Below are 23,376 nucleotides of genomic sequence, written 5' to 3'. Positions count from 1 at the left end.
TGCAGCGCGGTGGTCGCGGTGCAGCGAAGCCGCTAGGCGCAGACCATGTTCGCGTTGCTGCTCCTCGCCGCCGCCCTCCCCGCCGCCGGGCCCTCGAACGGCGTTGCGACGCTCGCCGTCGATGCCGAGGCGAGGTGGGTCCCATTCGATCTCACCCCCGGCAACCAGATCCGCTTCGCGATGACGCTCGACGGCAAGCCGATCGTCGCGGTGCTCGATACCGGTGTCAGCTATTCGGTGCTCGCGGCCGACTCCGCCGCCACCGATCGGGCACGTGTCACCAAGGGCGGCACCGCCACCGCGATCGGCGGCACGGTCGGGATCGGCTGGATGCAGACCACCGAACTCACCATCGGGGGGCTGACCCGCCGCGGTGGCCGCGTCGCGGTGGCGCCCCTCCCCGCAGTCGCGACCGGCAGCGCCGACGCGGTCGACATGCTCGTCGGCCGCGACGTCACCGGCGCGCAGGCGATCGACATCGACTATGCGGCGCGGCGCTTCCGCCTGCTGCCCTCGGGCCGCATGCCGTTCGTCGGCAAGGTCGCGCCGCTGTCGATCTCGGCACGGCGCCGGATCTACGAAAGCGCGATCGCGCTGGGTGGGCGCCGCCTAGCGCCGATCGTCGTCGATACCGGGGACGGCGCCGCGGTGACGCTGTCTGCCGCGTCGTGGCGTGCGACCGCGCCGCATCCGGGCGCGACCACCACCACGATCTCGTTCGGGCTTGCCGGATCTACCACCAGCACGCTGACGATCGTGCCGACGCTGACGATGGGCGACCTCAAGACCGGGCCCACCGAGTTGCGGGTGGAGAATGCCGGCGGCTTTTCCGACGGCATCGGGGTCGCGGGCCGGATCGGCTCGGGCTTCCTCCAGCGTTACCGCGTGCTGCTCGATCCCGCTGCGGGCCGCATGGTCCTGCAACCCGGCCCCGACGCCGATCGCCCGCCGCTTCGCTCGACCAGCGGCCTGCTGGTCCGCGTCGAACCCGATCGCCTCGATGTGCTGCACGTGATGCGCGGCAGCCCCGCGGCCGACACCGGCTGGAAGGCCGGCGAGCGGATCTGCGCGATCGACGGCGCTGCGGTCACCGCTGCCTATACCGGCAGCCCGCTCGCCGCCTGGTCGATCGGCACGCCGGGTCGCATCGTCGCGCTACGCCTTTGCGACGGCACCGCCCGCACCCTGACACTGCGGCATTTCTACTAAATGCCTCGGGCTATCGACCGCCTGCATCTTCCCCCCGTTCGTGCCGAGTAGAGATCGAGTAGCTCCTGCAAGGAGCGTATCGAGAACTCGTATCGAGGTACAGGTTACAAGCGCCGAACGGACGAAACCGAACGGACTCGCTCAGCCGGCGAGATGCACACCCAGGCTGAAGCAGATCGCCGCGGCGAGCAGCGCCGCCATCTGCACCGATCGCCAGTCCACCACCCCGACCCGGTCCGGATCGACACGACGTCGCCGGCGGCGTTCACCCAGCCCGGCGACAACCGCCACCGCGATCGAGGCGCCGGCGGCGACGAACGGCAACGCCATGGTCAGGCGAGCTTCTCGACCTTGTCCTGCAGTCGCGACAGCTCGCTCTTCAGCGCGGCGATTTCGTCGTCCTTGCTGCTGCCGCCGCTCGCCGAGGACGGCGCGGCGGGGGGCGTCGGCACCACGCCCGGCGCACCGGCGCCGCCGGGCTTGAATGCCTGGGTCGCCGCCTCGAACATCGCCATGTTGCGTTTGGCCATCTCCGCAAAGGGGGAATTCGCGAAGGCACCCTCGACCGCCGACTTGAACTGTTCCTGGTTGCGGCGGAAGCTGTCCATCGACGCCTCGAGATAGCCCGGCACCATCGCCTGCATCGAATCGCCGTACATCGAGATCAGCTGGCGCAGGAAATTGACCGGCAGCATCGTCTGACCGCGGCTCTCCTCCTCCATGATGATCTGGGTAAGGACGTTGTGCGTGATGTCGTCGTCGGACTTCGCGTCCACCACCTTGAAGTCGCGCCCCTCGCGGGTCATCGTAGCGAGGTGGTCCAGCGTGATGTAGGACGATGTTTCGGTATTGTAGAGCCGGCGGTTGGCGTATTTCTTGATGATGACGACCCCGTCACCGTTGATCTGCTTCTTCATATGGCCACCCCCAGCGTGAATGCTAACGATACTACAGGCTTTCATACCGCACCGCAACACGGCCCCAGGCCGCTGCCGCTGTTCCTCGACATGCTGCGCAGCGAAACCGCAGCATCGCCGGAGCGCTTGGCGGCGGCAATGGCGGGATTGCAGGCCTATCAATCGGCTCCACGCCTACCGGTCGAGCCGCCGCCCGCCGCGCCGCACCGCGCCAGCCGTGTCTGCTTGCGCGACTACGGCCTGCCCGGCGCGACCGGGCGCCACGTCGTCGTCGTACCGTCGCTGATCAACCCGCCCGACATCCTCGATCTGGGCCCCGATCGCTCCCTGCTGCGATGGCTCGCCGGACGCGGGCTCCACCCCTGGCTGGTCGACTGGGGCATGCCCGGCGACGCGGACCGCGGTCTCGATATCGTCGCGCATGTCGAACGGCTGCTGGTGCCGCTAATCGAAACGCTCGACGCGCCGCCCGCGCTGGTCGGCTATTGCCTAGGTGGAACTATTGCGCTCGCCGCCGCCTCGATCACCCCGGTCGCTGGGCTCGCCACGATCGCTGCGCCGTGGCGCTTCGCGGGCTATGGCGACGCGCGCCGGGCTATCGCGGCGATGTGGGCCAGCGCCCGGCCAGGGTGCGAGGCGTTGGGCGTGGTGCCGATGGAGGTGCTGCAGGCGGGCTTCTGGCAGCTCGACCCCGCGCGTACCGTTGCCAAGTACGAACGCTTCGCCACGCTCGATCCCGACAGCGACGCGGCACGCAGCTTCGTCCGGCTCGAGGATTGGGCGAACGCCGGCGCGCCGCTGCCCTTCGCCGCGGGCCGCTCGCTGTTCGAAGATCTCGTCGCCGCCGACCTGCCCGGCCGCGGCGAATGGCTCGTCGGTGGCCGCCCGGTCGATCCGGACGCGCTCGACTGCCCCGCGATCGAGTTCGTCTCGCGCACCGACCGGATCGTGCCCGCCGCCACCGCCGCCGGCCTCCGCGACCGCCGCGACCTGTCGATCGGCCATGTCGGGATGATCGTCGGCGGCCGCGCGCGTGACCAGCTATGGACGCCCCTAGCCGACTGGATCGATGCGCTCGCCTAGCCTATGGGAGCGCCAACCATTCAAGAAGGACCCGTGATGACCGACATCGTGATCACCGCCGCCAAGCGCACCCCGGTCGGCAGCTTCCTCGGCGCCTTCGCCGCGACCCCCGCGCACGAACTCGGCCGGATCGCGATCGAGGCGGCGCTGGCGCAGGCCGGCATCAGCGGCGACGAGGTGTCGGAGGTGATTCTCGGCCAGGTCCTGACCGCGGCGCAGGGCCAGAACCCCGCGCGCCAGGCGTCGATGGCCGCCGGCATCCCCAAGGAGGTTCCCGCCTGGGGCGTCAACCAGGTCTGCGGCTCCGGGCTGCGCGCCGTGGCGCTCGCCTGCCAGGCGGTCGCGACCGGCGACGCCACGATCGTCGTCGCCGGCGGTCAGGAATCGATGTCGCTCAGCGCCCATGCGCAGACGATGCGCGGCGGCCAGAAGATGGGCGACCTCGCGCTGGTCGATACGATGGTGAAGGACGGCCTGACCGACGTCTTCAACGGCTATCACATGGGCATCACCGCCGAGAACCTCGCCGAGCAGTATCAGGTGACCCGCGCCGATCAGGACGCCTTCTCGATCCGCTCGCAGAACCACGCCGAAGCCGCCCGCGCATCGGGCCGCTTCAAGGACGAGATCGCCCCGGTGACGATCAAGGGCCGCAAGGGCGACACCATCGTCGCCGACGATGAATATATCCGCGCCGGCGCGACGTTGGACAGCGTCTCCGGCGTGCGCCCGGCATTCAAGAAGGACGGCACCGTCACCGCCGCCAATGCCAGCGGCCTCAACGACGGCGCCGCCGCGCTGGTGATCATGAGCCGCGAGGAGGCCGAGCGCCGCGGCAGCCCGATCCTCGCCACGATCAAGAGCTGGGCCAGCGCGGGGGTCGACCCCTCGATCATGGGCATCGGCCCGGTCCCCGCCACCCGCCGCGCGCTCGAAAAGGCCGGCTGGACGATCGCCGATCTCGACCTGATCGAAGCCAACGAAGCCTTCGCCGCCCAGGCCCTTTCGGTCGGCAAGGAACTCGGCTGGGATGCCGACAAGGTCAACGTCAACGGCGGCGCGATCGCGATCGGCCACCCGATCGGCGCCAGCGGCGCGCGGGTGCTGACGACGCTGATCTACGAAATGCAGAAGCGCGACGCCAAGAAGGGCCTGGCGACGCTGTGCATCGGCGGAGGCATGGGCATCGCGATGTGCGTGGAGCGGTGAGCATGCAAAACGTCCGCCTTCGAATCTTGCGCATATGCATCGAAACAAAATATTTCTGCAAAGTCGCATGCTTGGCAGGTCCAAACGTGTGACATTTCCACGACAGAGCCCTCGAAAATGAACATCTGCTTAATGTTTTGCTTGCTCGTCGTTAGCCTCTGAACCCATTCTGGACCCCAGACCGGCCGCGAAGGCTGGCTTACGTTATTGGGGTATTCAATGAAGTTCACTACCTTGCTATCGGCGACGGCGCTGGCCGGATCGCTCTCCCTGGCGCCCGCTGCCTTCGCGCAGACCGCGCCTGCCGCTACGCCTACGCAGGGCGATGTCGCTGCTCAAGCAGCGACGCAGGACAGCACTGGCGCAACGGTCGCGACCTCGGACGCGCCAGGCACGTCGGACGCTAGCGACAATGGCGACGTCGTCATCACCGGGTCGCGCATCCGTCGACCCAACCTCGATTCAGGTGCACCGATCACCACCGTTTCGGGCGCAGAATTCTTTCAGACCGGCAAGATCTCGGTCGGCGACATTCTGAACGAACTTCCGCAGCTTGCCACCACCTTCAGCCAGCAGCAGTCGACGCGCTTCCTCGGTACGCGCGGCCTCAACTTGATCGATCTGCGTAACCTTGGCACTCAGCGCACGCTGGTGCTGGTCAACGGCCGTCGCCATGTCGCTGGCGACGTGCTGAACAGCGGTGTCTCGCCCGACATCAACACGCTGCCGACCGACCTCATCGAGAGCGTCGACGTGCTGACCGGCTACGGCTCGGCAGTGTACGGGTCGGACGCGATCGCGGGCGCGGTCAACTTCAAGCTGAAGCAGGATTTTCAGGGCTTCCAGGTTCGCGGTCAGTCAGGCGTCAGCCAGTATGGCGATGGCGGCAACCAGTATGTCTCCGCACTCGCCGGCACCAACTTCGCCGAGGGTCGCGGCAACATTGCCGTCAACCTGGAATACGCGCACCAGGGCGATTATTTCGCATCGGGCCGGCCCAAGCTCCGTCAGGCGAACGGCCTGGTCGTGGTTGACTCCGACACCGGCGCTACCTCCAGCGACGGCAATCCCGACCGCGTGTATCTGAAGGACATCCGCTCCTCGACGATCTCGCTCGGTGGCCTGTACAATGTCGCAAGCCCCTCGGGTGCCTGCGGTCGCGACGCCACCGGCGCGGCCTACAACTGCATCTACTTCTTCCAGCCCGACGGCTCGTTGGTCCCGCAGACGGGCCAGCGCGTGGGCCTCGCGCCGAACGGCAGCTTCCTGGGCGGCAACGGCTATTCGGGACGTGAGGGCGCGCTGGCGACGCTGTCGCCGAACCTCGAGCGCATCTCCGCGAACGTCCTCGGCCACTTCGAGGTTTCGAATGCCTTCGTGCCGTTCTTCGAAGCCAAGTACGTCAAGTCGACCGCACAGGGTTCGCAGAGCGGTCCGTTCTTCGCGCAGGGCACCACCCTTGGCGATCCGGGCACCCCGCTCGGTAACCGCGAGACGATCCGCCTCGATAATCCCTACCTGAGCGCCCAGGCGCGTGCCCAGATCGTGGCGCTTCGCACGGCGGGCGGATCGGCATCGACGGATGCCACCCGCATCGCGGTTCGCCGGAACTGGCTGGACTTTGGCATTCGCGACGAGCGCATCATCCGCGAAACCTATCGTGGCGTTGCAGGCGTCCGCGGCGAGTTCAACGGCGACTGGAGCTACGAGGTCTCGGCGAACTACGGCGAGCATCACGAGAAGAACAAGATCATCTCGAACGTAAACGTCCAGCGCTATCTGCTGGGCATCGACACGACGCGGAACGCTGCCGGCCAGATCGTTTGCCGGTCACAGATCGATCCGACCGCTGCGGTCGCCTATGTGCAGGACGCTGACGGCAACGCCGCAAATCCGGCGCTGCTCGCGGCGGACATCGCAGCTTGCCAGCCGATAAATCCGTTTGGCCAGGGCACGCTCAGCCAAGCCGCGCGCGACTATGTGACGGTCAATTCCCGCGCCAGCGGCAAGATCACGCAGTTCGTCGCCAACGGCTTCGTCTCGGGCGATCTTAGCCAGTTGTTCGAGCTTCCCGGCGGGGCCATCGGCTTCTCGTTCGGTGGCGAATATCGCCGCGAAACGCTTAAGTATGAGCTCGATGACCTGACCCAGCAGGGTTACGCCTTCTACAACGCGATTCCTTCTTTCAACGCACCGTCGTTCGAAGTGAAGGAAGCGTTCGGCGAGGTCCGGATCCCGCTGCTGAAGGACATGCCCTTCTTCAAGGAACTGACGATCAGCGGCTCGGGTCGTATCTCCGACTATAAGGGCGCAACCGGCACCGTTTACTCCTATGGCGGCGAAGCGGTGTGGCGTCCGATCGAGGACATCACGTTGCGCGGCAGCTACACCCGCGCAATCCGCGCACCGAACCTGACCGAGCTGTATTCGGCCCAGGGGCAGAACTTCGCTCCGGCGCCGAACGATCCCTGCGCGGCCCGTAACTTGAATGCCGGTTCGGCGAACCGAGCTGCCAATTGCGCCGCAGCCGGGCGTCCCGCCAACTACGACTTCGTCTATACGCAGTCGTTGGACATCCTGTCGGGCGGCAACCCCAACCTGACCGAGGAATCGTCCGACAACTACACGGTCGGCGCGATCCTGGCACCGCGCTTCATCCCCGGCCTCTCGCTCACGGTCGATTACTTCAACATCACCGTGAACAAGGTCATCGCTTCGATCGATGCGCAGACCATCCTCAACAACTGCTACGACTCGTCCGATCTCAACAACCCGTTCTGCAACCTCTTCACCCGCGCCGGCGCTGGCGGCGGACCGCGTGGCGAGATCGCGTTCCAGGTTCTTGAGAGCTCGCTGCTCGCGTCCACCTTCAACTTCGCGAAGTTGAAGGCGCGCGGCATCGACGCAGAGCTGGCCTATCGCCACAGCTTCGGCCCGGTTCTCGCGAACTTCCGTGCGAACTACACGCGCGTCCTGCAGCGTGACGACTTCACCGACCCGACCGATTCGAGCTTCTCGGATCGGATCATGAGCGAAGCCGGCACGCCGAAGGATCGCCTGACTGCCAATTTGGACGGCACCGTAGGAAGCTTCACCTTCGGCTACCAGTTCCGCTGGATCGGCAAGCAGGTGTTCGGTGCGGCCGAAAATACCTATTCGGTCAACGGGCAGCCGCCGCAGAACCCCGACTATTCGGATCCGCGCTTCTACCCGAACGTCTACTATCATGACGTCCGTGCCGAAGTGGCCATCAACGATGCGTTCGCCATGTACGGCGGCATCGACAACCTCACCAACAAGTTCGGGCCCTATGGGTCCACTGGTATCGGTGCGAGCTCGGACAACATCGGCAACACCGGTCTGTTCGAGAACAAGGGTCGTTCGTTCTACGTTGGGTTCCGCGCCAAGTTCTAAGACTTGCCGGATTGCGATCGAAGGGCCGGGGGAGCGATCCTCCGGCCTTTCCTTTTGGCTGCTACCGGGGCTAACCTGCAACGATGCGATCAGATCCAGCCGACGCCGTGACCGCAGATGGCCTGATGCAAGCAGCGGTCGACACGATGGTCGCGCGGGATTTGAAGGCAGCGCGTGCACTGATCCGTCGAGCCGTGACGATCGGGCATGTGGACGGCGCACTCATTGAAGTGGCGATGACCGCCAACGGCAGCGGCTCACCTGCCGATTGGCGCGGCGCACTGGCTCTCCTCCGCAAAGCGGCCGTCGCCGACCCGGTAGCGGAGCGCCAATTAGCGCTGGTGGAGGCGATGGCAATCGATCCGGACGGCGCCCCCAAGACATTCCCGTCACTCGAGCGGCTCAGCGACACGCCCGACGTCGTCCGGTTGCCCCGGCTATTGTCGCGCGACGAATGCACTCATCTCGCGGGCGCGGTGCAGGATATTCTCGAGCCTTCGCATGTCGTCGACCCCGCTACCGGTAAGCTGCGCGAGCATCCGATCAGGACCTCCGATGGCGCGGTGATCGGGCCAACCCGCGAGGATCTGGTCGTCCGCGCGATCAACATGCGTGTTGCCGCGGTCAGTGGAACGCAAGTCGACCAAGGCGAGGCACTGTCAGTGTTGCGATATCGGCCGGCGCAGCAATTCCGGCTGCATCACGACGCGATCGGCAGCGCCAAAAACCAGCGGATCAAGACCGTTTTGATTTACCTGAACGACGGGTTTGTCGGCGGAGAGACCTACTTCCCGAAGCCGGACCTAACGATCGCGCCTGCTGCCGGCGATGCGATCATGTTCGTCAACATCGACGCAGCCGGCCGGCCTGATCCCAGGGCAGATCACGCCGGGCTACCCGTCACGCAGGGCGTGAAGTGGCTCGCCACCCGCTGGATCAGGGCGCGACCGTTCGACATGTGGGCCGGCCCCGAAGCGGCCTGATCGCGCGCTACCGCCACACGCGAGCGAAGCGCGCGCCTAAACCCGTGAGCAATTCATACTGCGACATACCCGACAGCGCCGACGCCGACGGTAAGGCATAGTCGAGCGCTACCCACTGCCCCTCACCGAGGTCCGGCCTTGCGGTGACGTCCACTGCAAGCAGATCCATCGACACCCGCCCGAGTACCGCGAGCGTGCCCTCTTCGGCAGTTCCGCCATCGGAAAACGCTCGTCGATACCCATCCGCATAGCCGATGTTGAGGATCGCGACTTCGGTCGGCGCGGCGGCGGTCCAGGTGGCGTTGTAGCCGACCGTCTCGCCCGCGGCGACGCTGCGGCGCTGGAGGATTTGTGCCTCGGGCGTCACGACCTGGTGGAGCACGCCCGCGAACGCCGCACGCGGCACCCCGCCATATAGCGCGAGACCGGGGCGAACGAGGTCGAACGCGTACGCCTCGCCCAGCCCGATGCCCGCCGAATTGGCAAGGCTCATCCGCTGTGCGCCCGTCACCCCGGCCAGCGCGGCGAAGGCGGCGCGCTGGCGTTCGTTCATCGCGCTGTCCTCGTCGGCGCAGGCGAGGTGGCTCATCAGCGTCTCGATCTCGAGCCCGTGGAGCAAACCGCCCGCGACCGCCGCGGGCGACACGCCGAGCCGGTTCATGCCGGTATCGACCATCACGTCGCACGCGCCGCCCCCGGCGGCCCGCCAGCGCGCGACCTGCGCCTCGGTGTCGAGTACCGGCCGCGCGATGCCGGTCGCCGCCGCCGCCATGTCCTCGGCGCGGACGCCGTGCAGCACCGACACCGTCAGGCCCAGCGGTGCCAGCGCCGCCGCCTCTGCCCAGCTGGCGACGAAGAAGTCGCGGCAGCCGGCCACCGCCAGGCGCCGCGCCACCTCGATCGCGCCAAGCCCATAGCCGTCGGCCTTCACCGCCGCACCGCACGCCGCCCGGCCCGCGAGCCGATCGAGCGCGCGCCAGTTCCCGGTCAGCGCGGCGGAGTCGAGGCGAAGGCGAAGTGGCGAAGCGACGGTCACCGCGTCCCGATAGTCGCCTCTGCGGCGAGCGTCGATGGCGCTGCGATCAGCGGACGAGTTCCTTCTCGTTCAATCCGATCACCGTCACCACCAGCGCCATCGCCACCACCGCCATGGTGTACCACAGCCCGGCGAAGGGATCCCCGGTCCGCGCGACGATGTACTGGCTGATGAACGGCAGGAACCCGCCGAAATATCCGGTGCCGATATGGTAGGGAATCGACAGCGAGCTGTAGCGGATCGCGGGCGGGAACATCTCCGACAGCAGCGCCGCGACCGGCCCAAAGGTGACTCCGCACAGCGCCCCCATGACCAGGATCGCGAGGAAGATCACCAGGATGTTGCTGGCCGACGGCGTGACCTTGGTCAGGTCGTATCCCGCGCGCGTCAGCGCCGCATCGAGCGCGGCGGGGCGGTGATCCGCGATCGGCTCGCCTCCGATCGACACCATCGTCACCGGGGTGACGCGCTTGGTGTAGGGAACGCCCTTCTTCGAGAAATAGTCGAGCAACTGCCCGCATTCGTCGGCCTGCTTGGTCGCGAACGGGCTGTAGGCGCAGTGCGGTCCCGCGACGATCACCGGCGCGCGGTCCGCCGCGCGGGCCAGCGCCGGGTTCGCGGCGGCGCCGATCGTCCAGAAGATCGGGAACAGCAGCAGCAGCGTCATCGCATAGCCGATCACGATCGGCGTCTTGCGCCCGACCCGGTCCGACAGCCAGCCGAACAGCACGAACCAGCCGAGCCCCGCCAGCGCTCCCGCCCCGGTGATCAGCTGCGCCACCGTCTCGTCGACCCGCATCGTCGTCTGCAGGAACGACAGCACCGTGAACATCGCGGTGTACCAGATCACCGTCAGCCCCGCCGCGATCCCGAATAGCGCGACGATCATCCGCCGCAGATTGCCCGGATAGGTGAAGCTCTCGATCAGCGGATTGCCCGCGCGCTCGCCCGCCGCGCGCATCTTCACGAACACCGGGCTTTCCGACAGCTTCAGCCGCATCCACAGCGAGACCGCGAGCAGCAGGATCGAGAACAGGAACGGAAAGCGCCAGCCCCCCGCGGTCCACGCCGCCGACGACAGCACCCCCCTGGTCGCCAGCACCACCCCCAGGCTGAGGATGAAGCCGCCGACGACGCCCGCCTGGATGAAGCTGGTGTAGAACCCCGATTTGCCGCGCGGCGAATGTTCGGCGACGTAGATCGCGGCGCCGCCATATTCGCCGCCCAGCGCCAGCCCCTGCATGATCCGCAGCAGCAGCACGAGCGCCGGCGCGGCATAGCCGATCGTCGCCGCCGACGGGACCAGCCCGACCCCCGCGGTCGCGACGCCCATCAGCGTGATCGTCACCAGGAACGTGTATTTGCGCCCGAGCCGATCGCCGAGATAGCCGAACAGCACGGCGCCGAGCGGGCGAAAGCCGAAGCCGACCGCGAAGCCCGCCCAGGCGAGCAGGGTTTGCACCACCTCGTTACCCGCGGGGAAGAAGGTCCGCCCGATGATTCCCGACGCGGCGAGCGTGCCGTAGATGAAGAAGTCGTACCATTCGAACACGGTGCCGAGCGACGACGCGCCGATGACGAGGCGGATGTCCTTCGCCGACGGCGGCGGTGCCGCGGCCTCCCCGTCGACCATGATCGTATCCGCCATATGCCCGCTCCCCTTGCCTGGCAGGTCTAGCGCGATCGCGGGGTTCGGCAAGCCTCGCTACCCGCGCAGCATCCGGATCAGCGCCGAGAAGTCGAGCCCGCCTTGACCCTGCTCGGCCAGCCGCTCGTACAATCCGCGTGCCTTTGCGCCCATCGGCGTGGACGCGCCGCTGTCCTCGGCCGCGGCCATCGCGAGCCGCAGGTCCTTCAGCATCAGCGCGGCCGCGAAGCCGCCCTGATAATCATGGTCGGCAGGTGTGTCCGGCCCGACCCCGGGCACCGGGCAATAGCTCGTCATCGACCAGCTCTGCCCCGACGATACACTGGCGATATCGTAGAACTTCTGCGCGTCGAGCCCGAGCTTCTCCGCGAGCAGGAACGCCTCGCACGTCCCCGCCATCGTCACCCCGAGCAGCATGTTGTTGCAGATCTTCGCCGCCTGCCCCGCACCGGAGGCGCCGGCGTGGATCACCGCCTTGCCCATGTCCGCCAGGAACGGTTCGGCGCGCGCGAAGCCCTCCGCGCTGCCACCGACCATGAAGGTCAGCGTCCCCGCATTGGCGGCGCCGATCCCGCCGGACACCGGCGCGTCGACCGCGGTCAGCCCCTTGGCGAGCGCCGCCTCCGCGACCCGCTTGGCGGTGGCGACGTCGATCGTCGAACAGTCGATCAGGATCGCGGTCGGCGCGGCGCTGCCGAACACCGCGTCGGTGTACACGCTCTCGACGTGCGTGCCCGCAGGCAGCATCGTGACGATCGCCTCGGCGCCCGCGATCGCCGCCGAAGCGTCGTTGGCGGCAAGACACCCGGCCGCCTCCGCCCGCGCCAGCGCATCGGCCGACAGGTCGAAGGCACGGACGTCGTGCCCCTTCTTCGCGAGGTTGGCGGCCATCCCGCCACCCATGTTGCCGAGCCCGATGAATGCGACACGTGCCATATCTAAAACTCCCCTCCCGCTTCGCGGGAGGGGCTGGGGGAGGGCCTGTCCGCGAGCGAGGATGTTGTTGCGAGGGACAAGCCCTCCCCTAACCCCTCCCGCAAGCGGGAGGGGAATGATGTCAGCTACCGGTCCAAACGCCCGCGCGCTTCTCGACGAAGGCCGCCATGCCTTCCTTCTGGTCCTCGGTCCCGAAGAGCCCGTGAAACAGCCGCCGCTCGAATTGCACGCCCATTGCCAGGCCGGTCTCGAACGCCGCGTCGACCATCTCCTTGTTGGCGAGCACCGCGAGCGGCGCCATCGCCGCGATCGTCGCGGCGGTCTTCACCGCATCCTCGACCAGCTCGGCAGCGGGCACGATCCGGCTGACCAGCCCCGCGCGTTCGGCCTCGGCGGCGTCCATCATCCGCCCGGTCAGGCACATTTCCATCGCCTTCGCCTTGCCGACCGCACGGGTCAGCCGCTGCGACCCGCCCATGCCCGGCGAAACCGCCAGCTTGATCTCGGGCTGGCCGAACTTGGCGGTGTCCGCCGCCAGGATGAAATCGCACATCATCGCCAGCTCGCACCCGCCGCCGAGCGCATAGCCCGCGACCGCCGCGATCACCGGCTTCCTCGTCTGCGTGAACCGGTCATATCCTGCGAAGAAGTCGCCGCCGTACATCGCCGCGAAGCCCTGCGACGACATCTCCTTGATGTCCGCGCCAGCCGCGAACGCCTTCTCGCTGCCGGTCAGCACCGCGCAACCCCGCGACGGGTCCGCATCGAAGTCGGCGAACGCGGCGAGCAGATCCGCCAGCACCTGCGAATTGAGTGCGTTCAGCGCCTGCGGCCGATTGAGCGTGACGAGTGTCACCGCCCCGCGCTGCTCGACGAGGATGGTTGCGTAATCGGTCATCGGTCGTTCCTGTTCGGTCATGCGGGCGTCCACGCCTCGTCGGGCGAGAGCGGGGCGAAGATCTGGTCGATCACGTGGTCGGTCACGCCCTCGGGCTCGGCGGGGTCCCAGCGCGGTGCATTGTCCTTGTCGACGATCACCGCGCGCACCCCTTCGAGGAAGTCGTGGCGCTGCACGACGCGCGTGCCGACCGCATATTCATGCGCCATCTCGTCGGCGAACGTCGCCATCCCCGCCCCGTCCTTCAGCAGCCGCAGCGACACCTTCATCGTCTGCGGCGATTTGGTGCGCAGCGTCGCGAGCGTCGTCGTGGCGAAGTCCGAGCCATCGGCTTCCAGCGCCGCGTAGATCTCCTCCAGCGTGTCGCTCGCGAACAGCCGGTCGATCGCTTCGCGGTTCGCCAGCAGCTTCGCCTCGCCCGCGGGCACGGCCAGCGCATCCAGCGTCGCCGCGATCTCCTGCGGCGCTTCGCCGATCCGGTGCTTCGCCTCGTCGAGCGACGCGGCATCCAGAAAGTGCGTCGCCAGCCCCAGCGCGCGGCACTCGGCGCCGTCGAGCCTATAGCCGGTCAGCGCCAGATACTGGCCGATCCGACCCGGCAGCCGCGACAGATACCAGCCCGCACCGACATCGGGGAACAGCCCGATCCCGGTCTCGGGCATCGCCAGCCGGGTGTTGGCGGTCGCGATCCGGAAGGTGCACGGCAACGCGAGCCCGACCCCGCCGCCCATCGTGATCCCGTCCATCACCGCGACGACCGGCTTGGCATAGGTGAACAGCCGGTGGTTCATCCGGTATTCGGTGTGGAAGAACGCCCGCGCCTCGACACCGTCCGCCGCGCCCGATTCCGCCAGCATCCGGATGTCGCCACCAGCGCAGAAGCCGCGCCCCTCGGCATGGTCGATCACCACTGCCTCGACCGCGAGATCCTCGCGCCAGGCCTCCAGTGCATCGAGCACCGCGGCGCACATCGCGGTCGTCAACGCGTGCAGCGCCTTCGGCCGGTTGAGCCGGATCCTGCCGATGGAACCGTCGACCGATACGAGCAGGTCGTCGATCATCGTAACTCCTCCCCTGCAAGGGGAGGGGGACCAGCCGCAGGCTGGTGGAGGGGGCTCTCCCCGCACGCTGCCGCCTGAGGCACGCCCCCTCCACCCCTCGCTGCGCGAGCGGTCCCCCTCCCCGTTACGGGGAGGAATTGCGCCACCCCGCTCACTGCCGGGTCAGCTCGCGGCCGACGATCATCCGCATCACCTGGTTGGTGCCTTCCAGGATCGAATGCACCCGCAGGTCGCGCCAGAAACGCTCGATCGGATAGTCCATCAGATAACCGTAGCCGCCGTGCAGCTGCAGCGCCCGGTCGACCACTGACGAACCCGTGTCGGTCGCCAGCCGCTTCGCCATCGCCGCGAACTTGGTCTTGTCGGGCGCGTTCGCGGTCACCTTCGCCGCGGCGACGTAGAGCAGGTAGCGTGCCGCCTCCAGCTCGGTCGCCATGTCGGCGAGCATGAACTGGGTGTTCTGGAAATCTGCGATCGGCTTGCCGAACTGCTTGCGCTCCTTGGTATAGGCGATCGCCTCGTCCAGGCAGCGCTGCGCGCCACCCAATGAACACGCCCCGATGTTGAGCCGGCCGCCGTCGAGCCCCATCATCGCGATCCGGAACCCCTCGCCCAGGCCACCGACGAGGTTCTCGCCCGGCACCCGCACGCCGTCGAAGATAACCTGGCGCGTCGGCTGCGAATGCCAGCCGAGCTTGCGTTCGTTGGCGCCGAACGACACGCCGGCCATGTCCTTCTCGATCACCAGCGCGGAGATGCCCTTCGGCCCCTCCTCGCCGGTACGGACCATGGTCACATAGACCTCGTTCTCGCCCGCGCCCGAGATGAACTGCTTCGATCCGGTGACGATCCAGTCGTCGCCGTCGCGCACCGCCTTGGTCTTCAGTGCCGACGCGTCGGAGCCCGAACCCGGCTCGGTCAGGCAATAGCTCGCCAGCCGGTCCATCGTCACCAGGCTCGGCAGATACTTGTCCTTCACCGTTTGCGATCCGAACCGGTCGATCATCCATGACGCCATGTTGTGGATCGAGATGAAGGCGCTGGTCGACGGGCAGCCATAGGCCATCGCCTCCATGATCAGCGCCGCCTCCAGCCGCCCGAGCGCGATCCCGCCGCTCTCCTCGCTGACGTAGATCGAAGCGAAGCCGAGCTCCGCCGCCGCCTCGATCGTGTCGCGCGGAAAGATGTGTTTCTCGTCCCATTCCGCTGCGTGCGGGCTGATCCGATCGGCGGTGAAGCGCCGCGCCAGATCCTGGATCTCGCGCTGGTCGTCGGAAAGGTCGAACTGGTCGGTCATGGCTGTTTGGATCCGTCGTTGAGCCAGGTTTCGGCTTCGTCCATCGTCAGGAAGATACGCGTTCCGGACGATTTCAGCGTCCGTTCGGCCTGTAGCTTGTTCATCATGCTGCCTACCACCACCGCGGTACGCCCCTGGCGCATCGCCCGGCTGGCATCGTCGATCTGGCCCAGAGCCTCGCTGACGTCGCGCGGCTGCACCTTGAAGTCGCGTGAATCGCACAACCCGTCATAGTCGAACGGCGGCGCGCCCAGCGGCGCCACCGCCGCCCGCAATGCGCCGACGAACCCCGCGACATCGGCCATCGTCCACAATCCGCGCATCGTCCAGTACAGCCGCCGCCGAAGGCGATCGTAGCGAACCTCGAACGGCGGCGGCGACACGCTTGGGCTAGCCCATCGTCGGGATGACGAACGCGTCGTTGTTGCGCGCCGGGCCGCCGTCCTCGGCCATCGCCGGCAGCGCCGAACCGTCCGGCCAGCGCTGGGTGATCGTCTTGACCTTGGTCCAGAACTTGACGCCTTCCATGCCGTGCTGGTTGGTGTCGCCGAACGCCGACCGCTTCCACCCGCCGAAGCTGTGATACGCCACCGGTACCGGGATCGGCACGTTGATCCCGACCATGCCGACGTTCACCCGCGCCGCGAACTCGCGCGCCGCATGGCCGTTGCGGGTGAAGATCGCGACGCCGTTGCCGTACTGATGCTCGCTCGGCAGCCGCACCGCATGGTCGAAGTCGGTCGCGCGGACGATCTGGAGCACCGGCCCGAAGATCTCCTCCTTGTACGCGCTCATCTCGGTAGTGACATGGTCGAACAGCGTCGGGCCGATGAAGAAGCCCTCCTCGTGCCCCTGTAGCGAGAAGCCGCGTCCGTCGACGACCAACTCGGCGCCCTCGTCGACCCCGGTCTGGATCCAGTTCTCGACCCGCGTCTTGTGCGCAGCATTCACCACCGGGCCGTAATGCGCCTGATCATCGGTCGATACCCCGACGCGCAGCGCCGCCATCGCCGGGATCAGCTTCTCGCGCAGCGCATCCGCGGTCTTCTGGCCGACCGGCACCACCACCGGCAGTGCCATGCAGCGCTCGCCGGCCGACCCGAATGCTGCACCCGACAGATCGGCGACGACCTGGTCGAGATCGGCGTCGGGCATGACGATGCCGTGATTCTTGGCGCCGCCCATCGCCTGCACCCGCTTCCCCGCCGCAACCCCGCGGCGGTAGACATAATGCGCGATGTCCGACGAGCCGACGAAGCTCACCGCACTGATCGCCGGATGATCTAGGATCGCGTCGACCATCTCCTTGTCGCCGTGCAGCACCTGCAGGATGCCCTCGGGCAGCCCCGCCTCGCGGAACAGCTCGGCGAGCCGCACCGGCACCGAAGGATCGCGCTCGCTGGGTTTCAGGATGAACGCGTTGCCGGTCGCGATCGCCACGCCGGACATCCACAAAGGGATCATCGCCGGAAAGTTGAACGGCGTGATCCCGGCGCCGATGCCGAGCGGCTGGCGCATCGAATAGACGTCGATCCCCGGGCCGGCGCCTTGTGTGTATTCGCCCTTCAGCACGTGCGGGATGCCGCAGCAGAACTCGATCACCTCGAGCCCGCGCTGGATATCGCCCTTGCTATCCGCGATCACCTTGCCGTGTTCGGACGAGAGCAGCCGGGCCAGCTCGTCCATATTGGCTTCGACGAGCGCCTTGAAGTTGAACATGACGCGTGCGCGCCGCTGCGGGTTGGTCGCCGCCCAGGCCGGCTGCGCCGCCTGCGCCGCCGCCACCGCGCGGTCCAGATCGGCCTGCGTACCGAGCGTCACGCTCGCCTGGACCTTGCCGGTGTTGGGATCGAAGATCTCGCCGGTGCGGCCGCCGCCGCCACCGCCGTCGGCCGGATTCCCGACGATGTGATGGTCGATGATCCGCATTACACTCTCCAGGCTCTATGGCTGGCGCGTCTATCTCACCGCGACCTTCACGGTACAACCCCCGGGAGCGGCGGTCGGACCCGCCCGGTCGGCACCAACCGCGCCCGCCCGTCGGCATCCGCCACCTCGACGACGGTCACCCCGAACACCTCGGCGACGACCGCGGGCGACAGCTCGGTGGAGACCAGCCTTCCCGCGTCGAGCACCAGTACATCGTCCGCGATCCGCGCCGCATGCGCGAGGTCGTGGAGCACCATCACCACCCCCGCACCCGCCCGCGCGACGTCCCGCAGCCGGTCGAGCAGATCGAACTGGTGCGCCGGATCCAGGCTGGCGAGCGGCTCGTCGACCAGCAGCCATCGGGGTTCGCCCGCCAACACCCGCGCCAGCAGCACCCGCGCGCGTTCGCCGCCCGACAGCTCTGCGACCGGACGATCCGCGAAAGGCGCGGTATCGGTCTCCGCCAGCGCTCGCGCGATCGCCTGCGCGTCTTCTGTTGGCGAGGCGACATGCGGCATCCGCCCCAGCGCGACGACCTCGCGCACCAGGATGTTCCAATGCACCACCGCGTCCTGCGGCAGATACCCGATCGCGCGCGCCCGCGCCCGCGGGTCGAGCGTCGCCACGTCGTGGTCGCCGAGCCGCACCCGCCCCCGATCCGGCACCACCAGCCCCGCCGCGGCCTTCACCAGCGTGCTCTTGCCCGCACCGTTCGGCCCGAGGATCGCGGTCACCCGGCCGGGCCGCAGCGACGCGTCGATGCCCGACAGCACCGATCGGCCGCCGAGCGTCACCCCGACATCGTCGAAGGTCAGATCCACGCCCGCCCCCGTTCCTTCAGCAGCAACGCGAGGAAGAACGGCGCGCCGATCAGCGCCATCGCCACCCCGAGCCGCACCTCGCCCGCGCCGGGCGCGAGCCGCACCAGGCTGTCCGCGGCGAGCACCAGCGCGGCACCGCCCAGTGCACTCGGCACCAGCAACGCCGCGGGGCGATGGCCGAATATCGGGCGCAGCAGATGCGGCACCACCAGCCCGACGAACCCGACTATCCCGGTCACCGCGACTCCGGCGCCCACCACCAGCCCGGTACCTGCGACCACCAGCAGCCGCGTCCGGCCGAGGCTTACCCCTAGCGTCCGCGCCGCCGCCTCGCCCAGCGACAGCGCGTCGAGCGAGCGCGCGGTCAGCAACAGCAGCGCCGCGCCGACCACCATCGGCGGCAGCGCCATCGTCACGTCGCTCCAGCCGCGGTCGGTCAGCGCGCCCATCAGCCAGTCGATCACCTCGGCGACCATATAGGGGTTCGGCGCGATCGAGATCAGGAATGCAGTCAGCGCCCCCGCGAGGCTCGCGAGCACCGTCCCCGCCAGTACGAAGCCGATCGCGCTGCCCGATCGCCAGGTCAGCGCTGCCAGCAACGCCATCGCGCCGCCCGCCCCGACCATCGCCGCCGCGAACACGATCGGCCCGGTCGTCACCCCAGCGACGATCGCCGCCACCGCACCGAGCGCCGCCGCCGACGACACGCCGACCACCGCCGGGTCCGCGAGCGGGTTGCGCAGATAGCCTTGCAGCACCGCTCCCGACAGCCCCAGCGTCGCACCCAGCGTACAGCCGAGCACTGCCCGCGGGAGGCGCAGTTGCAGGATGATCCACCAGCGCGGATCGTCCGAGAAGAACGCGACCGGCGGCACCCACGTCTTGCCGCAGAGCAGCGACATCGCGAACAGCATCGCCACCAGCGTGGCGAGCATCCCGAGCCGGATCGTCCGGCTCATGGTAGCGTAGCCCTGATCGCCGCCAGCCGTCCGAGCGCGGGCACGATCGTCGGTCCGCCGCAATTCACCAGCTGCCGGTTGAAGGCGACCTCGGGCGTCCGCGACAGCAACGCGCGCCGCAGCGCCGCCGCGCGGCCGTCACCCGGCGGCGCGATCACCACCGCAGGCGGACGCGCGACGATCGTCTCCGCGGGCAGCGTGCCGGTATAGGCGAGCCCATAGGACGCCGCGGCGTTGGAGAAGCCTGCGAACGTCATCATCTCGTCGAGCAGCGTCCCCGATCCGTTCGCCAGATCGCCGCCGATATACAGCAATGCGGCGGGTCTGCCGCGCAGGGTCGGCCGCGCTGCGCGCACCGCCGCGTCGATCCCGGCGACCATCGCCCGCCCCTTCGCCGCCGCGCCGACCGCGTCGGCGATCTCCATCACCTGTGCCTCGCTTGCGGCGATGCTGGTCGGCGATCCCAGCACCAGCGTCTTCAGCCCCGCCCGCGCATAGGCTTCGCGCGTCGCGATCGGGGTGAAGCTGCTGGTCAGCACCAGCGACGGCCGAAGCGCGATGACCTCCTCCGCCGTTCCGGCCGTGGCCCGATAGCGCCGCGCCACCGCCATCGGCAGCGATCCCGCCACCGGATCGTGCGAATAATGGCTGATCGCCGCGATCCGCGACGCCGGCACCAGCCGCACCAGGATCGCGTCGGCGCAAGGATTGGTCGACACGATCCCCTCGGCGGGCACCGGCGACGGCTGCGCGCAGCCCGCCAACGCCGACGCCAGGAGGATCGCGCCGCGCATCAATCGAACCGGAACCGCACGCCGCCATACGCCGCACGGCCATAGGTGCCGTAGCCACGCACGACCTCGTATCGCTCGTCCGCCAGGTTCTCGACGCGGCCATAGATCGACAGCCGCTCCGCGATCGGCATTTCGGCCCGGACGCTCGCCAGCACATAGCCGTCGAGGCGCACGGTATTCGCCGCATCGTCGAAGCTGTCGCCGACATGGCTCACGGTCCCGCCGACCGACAGGCCGAACGGGAAGCGGTAATCGACGTTGGCGCTGACCGTCTGACGGGGCCGTCGCGCGAGATCGTTGCCGAAATTCGCGCCCGCGGACCGGTTGCGACTGCCGATATAGCTGTAGTTCGCCGAGAAAGTCAGCGCCTCCGCCGGCCGCAACGCCAGCGTCAGTTCGACGCCTTCGGCCCGCGCACGCGCGATGTTCGCATAGGTGAACGTGCCGAGATCGAAGTCGATCTGGTTGCGCGTCCGACGGTTGAAATAAGTCGCCGACGCAACTGCCCGGCCGCCGAGCAGCGCCTGCTCAACGCCAACATCGTAGTTTCGCGCGGTCTCCGGCTCCAGCGTCCGCGTGCCGTACGGGCCGTAGAGTTGGTACAGCGTCGGCGCCTTGAAGCCCTCGCCATAGCTCGCCCGCACCGTGGTGCCGGTCGCGAGCGCCAGCGCTGCGTCGGCGCCGAATGTCGTGTGGTTGCCGAACGCGTCGTGATCGTCGTTGCGCACCCCGCCGGTGATCGTCAGCATCTCCAGCGGCTTGACGATGGCCTCACCGTAGAAGCTGGTGATCCCGACATCGAACCGGTCGGTGCCGTCGGCATAGCGGCTGGTCTCGTGCTCCGCCCCGACCACTAGCCGGAGACGATCGATCGGGCGGAGGTCGCCCTGATATTCGTAACGCTCGGTACGCCCGCGGCCGATGAACGACGGCTCGTCGCCGAAGGTCGGGTCGTAATTGTCGCGGTTCACGTCGGCGATCGTGAACGCCACCCGATTGTTGAAGCGGCCGTCCGCGGTGTTCGCGTGGATACCGGCATAGCCGTACAGCTCCTGCGTGGTCGAATATTCCGGCGTGTCGGCAATAGTGTAGGTGGGCGCCGGAAAGCCATCCAGATCCGTCCGGCTGTCGGAGGCATAGCCGCGCAGGTCGATGCCGATCCCCGGCGTCACCTCGTAGCCGATCCGCCCGCTCGCGCCATATTGGCGATACCCGTCGCGCTCGCTGCCGTCAGCCGCAACGGAGATGCCGTCGGTGCGCAGGTAACCACCGCTCAGCGACCCCGACAGACCGTTCTTGGCGCCCGAGATCGCGGCGTTGGCAAAGGCGGTATCCGCATAGCCATATTCGGCGCTCGCCCGCGCCTGCGCGCCTTCGCGCGCCTGGGCGGTGATGATGTTGACCACGCCGCCGATCGCCTGGCTGCCCCACGGCACCGAATTCGGGCCGCGCAGCACCTCGATCCGCTCGACGCTGCTCGACAGCAGATTGGCGAAGTCGAACCCGCCGCCCGGCGACGACGGATCGTTGACGCGGATGCCGTCGATCACGACCAGCGTCTGTTCGGCCTCCGCGCCGCGGATCCGCACGCCGGTGAAGCCACCGAGCCCGCCGTTCCGCGTGACGGTGACGCCCGGTGTGGTGGCGAGAAGCTCCGCGATCACGGTCGTCTGGCGGCGCTCGATCTCGTCGCGCCCGATCACCGTAACCGCCTGGCCGACCTCGGCGGCGGACTGTTCGACGCGGGTCGCGGTCACCACGACATCGTCGTCGGCGGGCAGGGTCTGCGCCGAGGCGGCGCTCGCGATCAGCGCGGCGGGTAGAATCAGGTATTTCATCACGACACATCCTTCATGTGCCGCCCGCGACCATTCGCGAGCGGCGGATGTCGCTCGCTCGAGGAGGTCCCTCGTCCGCCCGGGAGCTCCCGCCCGCGCAGTGGATCGACCGTGAAAGGCAGGTCTCCTGACTTCCGGGTCGTCGCGAGCCCCCTCGCCTTCCCAGGTCGAAAGGACCCAGTGGCTGATTGAGGAGACCGCTCGCCGGTCACAGTTGCGGGTACAGCGCCGGTCTTGCGGACGTTAGCCCCGCGCACCGGCTTCCCATTTTGACCCCTTTGACGGGGACCGTTCACCCGGCGGCGCTTAGGGCCGGTCCAGGATCAGGTCAATGCGGCCGCGGGCGGTCGGCGTCGATCGTCAGCTTGGGGCTGCGGCGGTCCGCCTCCAGCTTCGGCGGCTTGCGCAGGTCCGCGACCAGTCCCCCGGATTCCAGGTCGGCGGCCAGGATCTGCGGCTTGACCGGCCTGGTCGGCTTCGCCGCGAGCAGCTTCTCGTCCTCGAGCAGCATCGGCGTCCCCGCTTGGCCTAGCGCCGTCGTGCCCGGCGCCCCCACCTTGGTCCACCGCGCGATCGAGGCGCTGATGTCGGGCTCGATCCCGGCATAACGTTGAAAAAACGCACGCGGCGTTCCCCAGCCGCCGCTCCACCGGTAGAAGATGTGTACTCCGATCGTCGCCGCGCGATCCAGGCTGCTCGCCCAATAGGGCACCACCCAGTTCGCGTGATAATGCGTCGAGACGCCGACCGGTTTGAACACATACCCCTTCAGCGCCTCGCTCGCGATCCGGCGCGCGCGCTGCCAGCCGCGCGCGGACGGCACCCGCAGCAGCGCGCCGTCGCACGCGAAGGTGAACTGGCACCCCGTCGTCCGCTCCGCGCCCTGGTAGACGACCCCGCAGACCGAGGCCGGGAACGCCGGGTGACGCACTCGGTTCAGCACTACCTGCGCGACCGCACGCTCGCCGTCGTCGCCCTCGGACGCCGCCTCGTAATAGACCGCGCTGGTCAGGCAATCGAGCGCGGCGCCCGGACGCGCCACCAGGAACGGCCGCGCTGCTGGCCCGGCGCGCTCGGGCACGACGGGCTCGGCGTTGATCTTCAGCGCCTCGTCGACCGTGACCGGGCGGTATTCGACCGGCGCGATCACCGGCACCGGCTGCGCGATCGGCGCGGGCACCGTGCGCTCGACCCGCTCGCGTGCCGGGGCAGGCTCGCTCCGCTTGCAATTGGTGAGGCCGGTCAGCGCCGCGAGCGCACATGCAACCGCCGCCGCATTGCGGCGGAACGGATGCGGGCGGGCAACAGACACGGCGGGCATCCTGCTCCCTTCAATCGACGACA

20 protein-coding genes and 1 riboswitch are annotated in these 23,376 nt (G+C 68.3%); of the genes, 5 read left to right on the top strand and 15 right to left on the bottom strand.

The window, feature by feature from the left end; genetic code table 11:
- Positions 1-45: 45 nt before the first annotated feature.
- Positions 46-1,209 carry an aspartyl protease family protein gene (locus ACT009_RS16705; protein ID WP_445192175.1) on the top strand — a complete coding sequence of 388 codons (1,164 nt, stop codon included), beginning with the start codon at positions 46-48 and terminating at the stop codon, positions 1,207-1,209.
- Between the two features lie 141 nt (positions 1,210-1,350).
- Here the strand turns inward: ACT009_RS16705 and ACT009_RS16700 are convergent, their stop codons facing one another.
- Positions 1,351-1,539 carry a hypothetical protein gene (locus ACT009_RS16700; protein ID WP_445192174.1) on the bottom strand — a complete coding sequence of 63 codons (189 nt, stop codon included), beginning with the start codon at positions 1,537-1,539 and terminating at the stop codon, positions 1,351-1,353.
- A gap of 2 nt (positions 1,540-1,541) precedes the next feature.
- Positions 1,542-2,126, bottom strand: coding sequence for a polyhydroxyalkanoate synthesis repressor PhaR (gene phaR / locus ACT009_RS16695; protein WP_445192173.1), 585 nt, complete (start codon positions 2,124-2,126; stop codon positions 1,542-1,544).
- Positions 2,127-2,216: 90 nt separating this feature from the next.
- Between phaR and ACT009_RS16690 the strand changes: the two genes are divergently transcribed.
- The 4 genes from ACT009_RS16690 (at position 2,217) to ACT009_RS16675 (ending at position 8,815) form a co-directional block, all read left to right on the top strand.
- On the top strand, positions 2,217-3,209 hold the full coding sequence (locus tag ACT009_RS16690) for an alpha/beta hydrolase (RefSeq protein WP_445192172.1): 993 nt from the start codon (positions 2,217-2,219) through the stop codon (positions 3,207-3,209).
- Positions 3,210-3,245: 36 nt separating this feature from the next.
- The gene (locus tag ACT009_RS16685) at positions 3,246-4,418 is read left to right on the top strand and encodes an acetyl-CoA C-acetyltransferase (protein WP_445192171.1); all 1,173 of its coding nucleotides are present in this window, start codon (positions 3,246-3,248) and stop codon (positions 4,416-4,418) included.
- 219 nt (positions 4,419-4,637) lie between these two features.
- Complete coding sequence (locus ACT009_RS16680; protein WP_445192170.1) at positions 4,638-7,832, top strand: TonB-dependent receptor domain-containing protein; 3,195 nt, start codon at positions 4,638-4,640, stop codon at positions 7,830-7,832.
- Between the two features lie 83 nt (positions 7,833-7,915).
- The gene (locus ACT009_RS16675; protein WP_445192169.1) at positions 7,916-8,815 is read left to right on the top strand and encodes a 2OG-Fe(II) oxygenase; all 900 of its coding nucleotides are present in this window, start codon (positions 7,916-7,918) and stop codon (positions 8,813-8,815) included.
- Between the two features lie 7 nt (positions 8,816-8,822).
- Here ACT009_RS16675 and alr read toward each other — a convergent pair whose 3' ends face one another.
- The 13 genes from alr to ACT009_RS16610 form a co-directional block, all read right to left on the bottom strand.
- Positions 8,823-9,851 (bottom strand): alanine racemase, encoded by a 1,029-nt coding sequence (gene alr, locus ACT009_RS16670; RefSeq protein ID WP_445192168.1) that lies wholly within the window; start codon positions 9,849-9,851, stop codon positions 8,823-8,825.
- A 46-nt stretch (positions 9,852-9,897) separates the two neighbouring features.
- Complete coding sequence (locus ACT009_RS16665) at positions 9,898-11,499, bottom strand: MFS transporter (RefSeq protein WP_445192167.1); 1,602 nt, start codon at positions 11,497-11,499, stop codon at positions 9,898-9,900.
- Between the two features lie 57 nt (positions 11,500-11,556).
- Positions 11,557-12,435: a 3-hydroxyisobutyrate dehydrogenase gene (mmsB, locus tag ACT009_RS16660; RefSeq protein ID WP_445192166.1), complete on the bottom strand. Its 879-nt coding sequence runs from the start codon at positions 12,433-12,435 to the stop codon at positions 11,557-11,559.
- A 121-nt stretch (positions 12,436-12,556) separates the two neighbouring features.
- Entirely contained in the window at positions 12,557-13,333 is a 777-nt protein-coding gene (locus ACT009_RS16655; RefSeq protein ID WP_445192165.1) for an enoyl-CoA hydratase, read from the bottom strand.
- A 17-nt stretch (positions 13,334-13,350) separates the two neighbouring features.
- The gene (locus ACT009_RS16650; protein WP_445192164.1) at positions 13,351-14,394 is read right to left on the bottom strand and encodes an enoyl-CoA hydratase/isomerase family protein; all 1,044 of its coding nucleotides are present in this window, start codon (positions 14,392-14,394) and stop codon (positions 13,351-13,353) included.
- 151 nt (positions 14,395-14,545) lie between these two features.
- Complete coding sequence (locus tag ACT009_RS16645; protein ID WP_445192163.1) at positions 14,546-15,691, bottom strand: acyl-CoA dehydrogenase family protein; 1,146 nt, start codon at positions 15,689-15,691, stop codon at positions 14,546-14,548.
- Complete coding sequence (locus tag ACT009_RS16640) at positions 15,688-16,074, bottom strand: hypothetical protein (RefSeq protein ID WP_445192162.1); 387 nt, start codon at positions 16,072-16,074, stop codon at positions 15,688-15,690. Before ACT009_RS16640 ends, ACT009_RS16645 begins: the two co-directional genes overlap by 4 nt.
- Positions 16,075-16,081: 7 nt before the next feature.
- Positions 16,082-17,620 (bottom strand): CoA-acylating methylmalonate-semialdehyde dehydrogenase, encoded by a 1,539-nt coding sequence (locus ACT009_RS16635; protein ID WP_445192161.1) that lies wholly within the window; start codon positions 17,618-17,620, stop codon positions 16,082-16,084.
- A 47-nt stretch (positions 17,621-17,667) separates the two neighbouring features.
- The gene (locus ACT009_RS16630; protein WP_445192160.1) at positions 17,668-18,441 is read right to left on the bottom strand and encodes an ABC transporter ATP-binding protein; all 774 of its coding nucleotides are present in this window, start codon (positions 18,439-18,441) and stop codon (positions 17,668-17,670) included.
- Positions 18,432-19,400: a FecCD family ABC transporter permease gene (locus ACT009_RS16625; protein ID WP_445192159.1), complete on the bottom strand. Its 969-nt coding sequence runs from the start codon at positions 19,398-19,400 to the stop codon at positions 18,432-18,434. The genes ACT009_RS16630 and ACT009_RS16625 overlap by 10 nt, the downstream gene beginning before the upstream one ends.
- Complete coding sequence (locus ACT009_RS16620) at positions 19,397-20,194, bottom strand: ABC transporter substrate-binding protein (RefSeq protein ID WP_445192158.1); 798 nt, start codon at positions 20,192-20,194, stop codon at positions 19,397-19,399. Before ACT009_RS16620 ends, ACT009_RS16625 begins: the two co-directional genes overlap by 4 nt.
- Positions 20,194-22,032 carry a TonB-dependent receptor plug domain-containing protein gene (locus tag ACT009_RS16615; protein WP_445192157.1) on the bottom strand — a complete coding sequence of 613 codons (1,839 nt, stop codon included), beginning with the start codon at positions 22,030-22,032 and terminating at the stop codon, positions 20,194-20,196. The genes ACT009_RS16620 and ACT009_RS16615 overlap by 1 nt, the downstream gene beginning before the upstream one ends.
- A 100-nt stretch (positions 22,033-22,132) precedes the next feature.
- A riboswitch (cobalamin riboswitch) is annotated at positions 22,133-22,340 on the bottom strand.
- Positions 22,341-22,360: 20 nt separating this feature from the next.
- Positions 22,361-23,344: a cell wall hydrolase gene (locus ACT009_RS16610; RefSeq protein WP_445192156.1), complete on the bottom strand. Its 984-nt coding sequence runs from the start codon at positions 23,342-23,344 to the stop codon at positions 22,361-22,363.
- Positions 23,345-23,376 lie beyond the last annotated feature (32 nt).

This window comes from Sphingomonas sp. Tas61C01, from assembly GCF_052567495.1.
The sequence above is the reverse complement of the archived record's forward strand: the minus strand, read 5'-3'. Positions and strand labels throughout refer to the sequence as shown.

What these genes read in the sequence shown, in the direction of transcription:
- ACT009_RS16680 (WP_445192170.1), top strand. Translation starts at nt 4,638, where the DNA reads ATGAAGTTCACTACCTTGCTATCGGCGACGGCGCTGGCCGGATCGCTC.
- ACT009_RS16635 (WP_445192161.1), bottom strand. Translation starts at nt 17,620, where the DNA reads ATGCGGATCATCGACCATCACATCGTCGGGAATCCGGCCGACGGCGGT.
- ACT009_RS16685 (WP_445192171.1), top strand. Translation starts at nt 3,246, where the DNA reads ATGACCGACATCGTGATCACCGCCGCCAAGCGCACCCCGGTCGGCAGC.
- ACT009_RS16615 (WP_445192157.1), bottom strand. Translation starts at nt 22,032, where the DNA reads ATGAAATACCTGATTCTACCCGCCGCGCTGATCGCGAGCGCCGCCTCG.
- phaR (WP_445192173.1), bottom strand. Translation starts at nt 2,126, where the DNA reads ATGAAGAAGCAGATCAACGGTGACGGGGTCGTCATCATCAAGAAATAC.
- ACT009_RS16665 (WP_445192167.1), bottom strand. Translation starts at nt 11,499, where the DNA reads ATGGCGGATACGATCATGGTCGACGGGGAGGCCGCGGCACCGCCGCCG.
- mmsB (WP_445192166.1), bottom strand. Translation starts at nt 12,435, where the DNA reads ATGGCACGTGTCGCATTCATCGGGCTCGGCAACATGGGTGGCGGGATG.
- ACT009_RS16700 (WP_445192174.1), bottom strand. Translation starts at nt 1,539, where the DNA reads ATGGCGTTGCCGTTCGTCGCCGCCGGCGCCTCGATCGCGGTGGCGGTT.
- ACT009_RS16650 (WP_445192164.1), bottom strand. Translation starts at nt 14,394, where the DNA reads ATGATCGACGACCTGCTCGTATCGGTCGACGGTTCCATCGGCAGGATC.
- ACT009_RS16705 (WP_445192175.1), top strand. Translation starts at nt 46, where the DNA reads ATGTTCGCGTTGCTGCTCCTCGCCGCCGCCCTCCCCGCCGCCGGGCCC.
- ACT009_RS16655 (WP_445192165.1), bottom strand. Translation starts at nt 13,333, where the DNA reads ATGACCGATTACGCAACCATCCTCGTCGAGCAGCGCGGGGCGGTGACA.
- ACT009_RS16620 (WP_445192158.1), bottom strand. Translation starts at nt 20,194, where the DNA reads ATGCGCGGCGCGATCCTCCTGGCGTCGGCGTTGGCGGGCTGCGCGCAG.
- ACT009_RS16675 (WP_445192169.1), top strand. Translation starts at nt 7,916, where the DNA reads ATGCGATCAGATCCAGCCGACGCCGTGACCGCAGATGGCCTGATGCAA.
- ACT009_RS16690 (WP_445192172.1), top strand. Translation starts at nt 2,217, where the DNA reads ATGCTGCGCAGCGAAACCGCAGCATCGCCGGAGCGCTTGGCGGCGGCA.
- ACT009_RS16645 (WP_445192163.1), bottom strand. Translation starts at nt 15,691, where the DNA reads ATGACCGACCAGTTCGACCTTTCCGACGACCAGCGCGAGATCCAGGAT.
- ACT009_RS16625 (WP_445192159.1), bottom strand. Translation starts at nt 19,400, where the DNA reads ATGAGCCGGACGATCCGGCTCGGGATGCTCGCCACGCTGGTGGCGATG.